General features: G+C 65.1%; 7 protein-coding genes. 1 reads left to right on the top strand and 6 read right to left on the bottom strand.

All coding sequences use genetic code 11. The features are described from left to right. Positions 1 to 270, top strand: a 270-nt coding sequence (locus KDJ86_RS18630) for a His/Gly/Thr/Pro-type tRNA ligase C-terminal domain-containing protein (RefSeq protein ID WP_291749322.1), incomplete at its 5' end; no start/stop codon positions are given. Between the two features lie 134 nt (positions 271 to 404). Here the strand turns inward: KDJ86_RS18630 and KDJ86_RS18625 are convergent. The 6 genes from KDJ86_RS18625 to KDJ86_RS18600 form a co-directional block, all read right to left on the bottom strand. Further along, a complete protein-coding gene (locus KDJ86_RS18625) occupies positions 405 to 1,577 on the bottom strand; it encodes an RgsD C-terminal domain-containing protein (RefSeq protein ID WP_291749319.1) in 1,173 nt (390 codons plus the stop codon). A 188-nt stretch (positions 1,578 to 1,765) separates the two neighbouring features. Further along, complete coding sequence (locus KDJ86_RS18620; protein WP_291749316.1) at positions 1,766 to 2,374, bottom strand: hypothetical protein; 609 nt, start codon at positions 2,372 to 2,374, stop codon at positions 1,766 to 1,768. Positions 2,375 to 2,560: 186 nt separating this feature from the next. Beyond that, positions 2,561 to 3,472 carry a sugar ABC transporter substrate-binding protein gene (locus KDJ86_RS18615; RefSeq protein ID WP_291749314.1) on the bottom strand — a complete coding sequence of 304 codons (912 nt, stop codon included), beginning with the start codon at positions 3,470 to 3,472 and terminating at the stop codon, positions 2,561 to 2,563. A 70-nt stretch (positions 3,473 to 3,542) separates the two neighbouring features. Next, positions 3,543 to 4,529, bottom strand: coding sequence for an ABC transporter permease (locus KDJ86_RS18610; RefSeq protein ID WP_291749312.1), 987 nt, complete (start codon positions 4,527 to 4,529; stop codon positions 3,543 to 3,545). Position 4,530: 1 nt separating this feature from the next. Next, the gene (locus tag KDJ86_RS18605) at positions 4,531 to 5,328 is read right to left on the bottom strand and encodes an ATP-binding cassette domain-containing protein (RefSeq protein WP_291749310.1); all 798 of its coding nucleotides are present in this window, start codon (positions 5,326 to 5,328) and stop codon (positions 4,531 to 4,533) included. A gap of 177 nt (positions 5,329 to 5,505) precedes the next feature. Further along, positions 5,506 to 5,724 (bottom strand): phosphoribosylformylglycinamidine synthase subunit PurQ (locus KDJ86_RS18600; RefSeq protein ID WP_291749308.1); only part of this gene is annotated, 219 nt, incomplete at its 5' end.

Here is a 5,724-nt window from a genome sequence, read left to right as displayed (position 1 = left end):
TATGCCCGCTCGGTCCTCGCCCGGCTCGATGCGGCCGGTCTCAGGGCCGAGGCCGATCTCCGCAACGAGAAGATCAACTACAAGGTCCGCGAGCACTCGCTGGCCAAGGTTCCGGTCATTCTCGTCTGCGGCAAGCGCGAGGCGGAGGAGGGCGGCGTCAACATCCGCAGGCTCGGCGAGAAGCACCAGAAGGCGATGTCGCTCGACGAGGCGGTGGCGTCGCTGGTCGACGAGGCGATGTCTCCGGATCGGCGCCGGGCGCGCGGGTAGCCGTCACCGCCAGGTCCGCCAGAGGAAGACGATCAGCGCCACCGCGAGCAGTCCGGCGAGGACAGCCTGCGTTTCGGGGGAAATGTCGAGTGGTCCTCTGACATGGGGGATCATGCCGGCCGTTCCCGAAGGCGTCAGTTCTGCTCGGCGAGGACCTCGACGTCGCGGTTGAGGCCGGCCTCGACCTTGAAGTTGCGCTCGAAGATGCGATCGCCATTCTTGGCGATCGCCGTGTAGTCGCCGACGGCCAGAACGACCGACGGGAAGGCGCCGACGCTCTCGATGACGCTTTCGCCCGCCGGAGTCACGACCGACCAGGCGGTATTCGCCAGCGCTTCGCCGCCACGTTCCTCGACGAGCTTGAGCGTCAGCCGCGCCGCCTTCTGGTAGACGGCCGCTTCCGTCAGCTTGCCCGGCTCGACCTTGATGTCGGCGCGGACGACCGCATTGGCCTCCCCGTAGCGGCAGACGATGTGGTAGATGCCGGCATTGAGGCTGACGGTATGGCCCGGCGGAACCTCGTCGGCCACCAGGACGCGCTCACCCGGACCCGTCTCATCGGAAGCGTAGATGCTGAAATGGACATCGGTCGGGGGAAGCGGCTGATCCTTCCCGACCAGCGCGGCGAGCCGCAGCCCGCCGGCATTGAGGACGATCGACTCCGCGCTTGGCGCCTCGCCGACAACCACTTTCTTCACGAAGCCGGCGCGGCCATACGAACAATGGACGATATACCGGCCGGGCCTCAGTCGCAGCGTCACCGATCCGCCCGACGCCTCGCCGACCAGCGGAAGCTTGCCGTCGCCGCCGACCTGGTCGCGAAAGACCCGCCAGGCGATGCCGGACTGGATCGGAGGGCCGTCCTCGGTGAGGCGCGCCTCGATGGTGACCGTACCGAGCACGCCGTCATCCCCGGACGGCGTCGGATTGAAGAGGGGGTCGGCACGCCGCGCGGCGGCGCCGAGATCGATCGGTCCGCCGGTCGCGCTGTTCGCCGGATCGAGGGGAGCGAGCTGAAGCGGCTGGTCGAGCCCCGGGCCGCCGCCGAAGTCGCCCTTGCCGCCGGGGGCGAATGAATCCAGCATTGCCCCATTGCCGCCCGAGGGAGGAATGATGGCGGTGTCGAAGGGCTCGCCCGGATCGCTTTCGTCGCCCGCCGCCTGGCCGCCGCTGTCGCCGTCCTGAACCTTCAGGGGCGAGATCCTGGGAGTCGGAACGTCCTTGGCGAAGGCGGGTGCGCAAAAGCCGAGCATGACCAGGGCGAGGACGAGGATCGGAAGGCCCGCGCGCCCATGCATGGCCGTCATGAGCCTTCGGGCGCCTGGCGGCGATTGCGGAGCCGGTCCGTCGATCTGGCGATTGCCGCTCGGCAAATCGTTATCCCCCGCTTCTGTCTTTCCGAGTCGGCAGCAAAACAGCCTGATTTCGATGGCAAATTCAAGGCCGTGCCGGCGGGGGCGGGGCACCGTGCCAGCCGTCGCGGCGGGAACCGGGCTCAATGGGCGTGGAGCGCCGGGACATGCGCGTTGGCGGCCCTGAGACTGCGACCAAGCGCGGTGACCGCGATAAGGGCGAAGACCACATCGCCATTCAGTTCGAACAACTCCTCCATGAAGGCCAGATGCATCGCTTCGAAGGCGGAGCCGATAAGCAGCAGCGATCCGCCAAACAGCCAGGGCCACCATTGAAACCTGACGAGCCAGCCGAGGAAGGCCGGCACATGCGCCCAGTTGAGATAGATCTGGACGGCGAGGAAAAGCCCGAAAACCGCGGCCAGGATCCAGAGGAAGGGATCGCTCGACATAAAGTCGAGGAGCGGATTGTGAAGCGGCGTCTCGAATTCGCGGAAGAAGAACATGACGCACATCACTGCGGCACCGGAGGCGACGATCCTGCCGCCATGGCGGAGCCTGGGGATGAGGGCGCCGAAGCCGACGCCGGCAACCGCCAGCGCGACGAGCTGTGCTACCTCCAGAAGGCCGTTTTCGCGGCGCATGTGATGGAAGCCGAAGATCAGCCCGTAGAGGATGACCAGCAGGTCAACCGCGGCGATTCCGACCGCCAAGACCCAGAGGAACCGCCGGTCAAAACGCAGTTCGCGCAAGATCCACCCCACCTGTAGAAGCGGCGGATAATTGCACGTCTAACTATATTCGTTCAATCAAGTCGATGGTTCGAGGAAAGGAAAATCCGAAGCCGGTGAAGTGAAAAACGGGCCGGCAAGCGGGCACTCGCGGCGGGAAAGACCCGGGGTTTGCGGCCCCGGGTCGCACCTCACTGGCGTGGCGGCTTACTTGTAGTCGGCCGCGTTGTCCTTGGTGACGAGCACGGTGCCCGTGTCGATGATCGCGTCGATGGTCTCGCCATGCTTGACCTTCAATGCGTTCTCGACGCCGAAGCGGCCCATGTTCATCGGGTTCTGGGCGACCGAGGCGGTCATTTCGCCGGCAAGGATCGACTCGGCGGCGTTGGGGTTGGCATCGAAGCCGACCACCATCACCTGGTCGAGCATGCCGGCCGACTTCAGCGCCTCGACCACGCCGAGCGCCATATTGTCGTTGGACGCAAACACCGCCTTGAGGCCGGGGTTGCCGGTGAGGATATTCTCCATCGCGGCCTGGGCCTTGGCGGTATCCCAATCGGCGGGCTGCTCGGCGACGACGTTGAGGCCGCAGTCGGTCAGGCCCTTCTTGGCACCGTCCGCCCGCGCCTTGCCGGTTGACTGGGTGATGATGCCCTGAAGGATCGCGACGTCGCTGCCCTTGTCGATATTCTTGCAGATGAAATCGGCTGCGAGCGCGGCGCCGACTTCGTTGTTGGTGCCGATGAAGGTCACGCCGTCGTTGATGCCCTTGGTATCGACGAAGACGACGCCGACGCCCTGCGCGATCGCCTGATCGACGATGGGTCCGAGAGCGTTGGGGTCGGTCGGGGCGATCGCCATGGCGTCGATATTCTTGACGAGCTGATCCTCGACCTGGGCAATCTGGGCCTGGACGTCACTCTCGGTCGGCGGCGCGAGCACCACGAGATCGACGCCGAGCTCGGCGGCTTTCTCCTTGGCGCCGGCCTCGACCGCCGCCCAGAAGGGGTTGCCCGCGCCGGGGCCCTTCATGCTGAGCAACACGGTCTCGGCATGGGCGCCGGCGGTGGCGGTGAGGATGGCAAGCGCGCTTGCCAGTCCAAGAAGCTTGGCTTTCATGTCTCATTCCTCCCTTTGCTTTACTTTCAGTCGAACCGCCGACGGGGGCCGGCGGGATGGTGTTTGCTACCTATGTCCGCACAGCGGCGCGACGCCTGAGGACGTCGATCCAGACCGCGAGGATGATGATGAAACCAATCAACAACTGCTGCCAGAACGGGCTGACATTCTGCAAATTCAGGCCGTTGCGCAACAGCCCCATGATAAAGACGCCGCCGAGAACGCCAAGCACGGTGCCGCGACCGCCAAAGAAGCTGGCGCCACCGATGATGACGGCGGCGATGGCGTCGAGCTCGGCGCCCTGGCCGGCAAGCGGGAAACCCGAATTGGTCCGACCGGCGGTGAGGAGGCCGCCCATGCCGGCGAAGAAGCCGCAGAGCGCATAGACGAGGAGCAGGACACGATCGACATTGATGCCGCTGACCCTGGCCGCGTTGGGGTTGCCGCCGACGGCGTAGATGTGCCTTCCGACGGCGGCCCTGCGCAGGAAGAGCGATATGCCGATATAGGCGATGGCGACAACGATCGCGCTGACCGGCAGCGTCGCGCCGGGCCCGAGGAAGGAGAGCGGGATCTGCGCCGAGCCGAGGAAGCGGACAGGGTCGGAGAGGCCGGAATAGGGAACGCCGCCCGAGATCAAGTTGGTGAGCCCGCGCATCGCGAAGAGCGTGCCGAGCGTCATGATGAAGGGGTGGGGGAGCCTGAGCAGGGTCAGCCCGAAGCCGTTGAAGAGGCCCGCCGCGATGCCGACCAGCGGCCCGATGAACACGACGATCCACCACGGCCAGCCGCCGACGATATCGGCCATCACCAGGCACATCATCGCAAGCGCCAGAACCGATCCGACCGAAAGGTCGATGCCGGCGGTGAGGATGACCAGCAGCATCCCGAGCGACAGCATCGCATTCTCGGCGATCTGCTTCAGGATGTTCGAGAAGTTCCGGAAGGTCAGGAAATATTGCGGCTCGAGATATGTCAGCACCGCGATCATCAGCAGGACGACGATGATGATCCCGAACCGGTCGAGATAGCGGAGCAGGAGCGCCTTGCTGCCCATCTCAGCGCACCTGATCGTGGGCGACGGCTTCGCTGTGGCCCTTGGTGCCCATGATCCAGCCGATGACCTCGTTGCGGTTGGTATCCTTGAGCGGGGCGTCCGCGAAATTCCGGCCGTGGAAGAGCGCCATCACCCGGTCGCAAACGTAGAAGACGTCGTCCATGCGGTGGCTGATCAGGATGATGGAGACACCGTGATCCTTGAGGCCGCTGATGAGGTCGAGGACCTTGCCGACTTCCTTGATCGCCAGGGCCGCGGTCGGCTCGTCCATGATCACGACGCGGGCGTCGAAGGCGGTGGCGCGGGCGATGGCGACGGCCTGCTGCTGCCCGCCCGAGAGCTCTTCGACGAGCTGGTCCACGCTCTTGACGTGAATCTTCAGCCGGTCGAGATGCTCTTGCGCCATCTCGCGGCTTCGCTTCTGGTCGACCACCGAAAGGCCGAGGAATTTCTGGCCCGGCTCGCGGCCGAGATAGATGTTCTCGAAGATCGTCATGTTCCCGGCCAGGGCGAGATCCTGATAGACCATCTCGATGCCGGCATTGCGGGCATCGCGCGGGCTCGAGAAGCGGACCGGCCGGCCGTCGAATACGATCTGCCCCTCGCTCGGCACATAGAGGCCGGACAGGATCTTCATCAGGGTGGATTTGCCGGCGCCGTTGTCGCCGACCACCCCCAGCACCTCGCCACGCGAGAGGTGGAAATTCACGCCGTCAAGAGCGGTGATCGCACCAAAATACTTCGTGATGTTGCGGGCTTCGAGAAGCGGCGCTTCGCGGCCCGTCCCGGCATTCTCCACCGCATCCTCCCAGCGCCATCTTCGATGACAGAATTTATGAGCCAAAGGCGCTTGTTTATGGAATATTCATTCCATCTGATGCCGGCGCTGTCAAGCGAAAGCGAAGCGGCGAACGCGGCGAGGCGTTCGCGGACCCGAGGCGCGGGAAAAGGACCAGAGGTTTCGAAAAATCGGCGATCAGCCGGCGACGGCGAGATCGTCCATGACGCTCTCGAACAGCGCCCGGCCGTCGGTCCCGCCCTGTATCGCTTCAATCAGGTTTTCCGGGTGGGGCATCATGCCCAGGACGTTGCGCCGGTGGTTGAGGATGCCGGCGATGTCGTCGACCGATCCGTTCGGGTTCGCCGCCTCGGTCGTTCCGCCCGACTCGTCCACGTAGCGGAAGGCAACACGGTC

The sequence above is a fragment of the Bauldia sp. genome (genome assembly GCF_020442045.1).
Taxonomy (GTDB): domain Bacteria; phylum Pseudomonadota; class Alphaproteobacteria; order Rhizobiales; family Kaistiaceae; genus Bauldia.
This window is presented reverse-complemented; position numbering and strand designations above follow the sequence as displayed.

Coding starts and splice junctions, on each gene's coding strand:
- KDJ86_RS18625 (WP_291749319.1), bottom strand. CDS start 1,577: ATGACGGCCATGCATGGGCGCGCGGGCCTTCCGATCCTCGTCCTCGCC.
- KDJ86_RS18615 (WP_291749314.1), bottom strand. CDS start 3,472: ATGAAAGCCAAGCTTCTTGGACTGGCAAGCGCGCTTGCCATCCTCACC.
- KDJ86_RS18610 (WP_291749312.1), bottom strand. CDS start 4,529: ATGGGCAGCAAGGCGCTCCTGCTCCGCTATCTCGACCGGTTCGGGATC.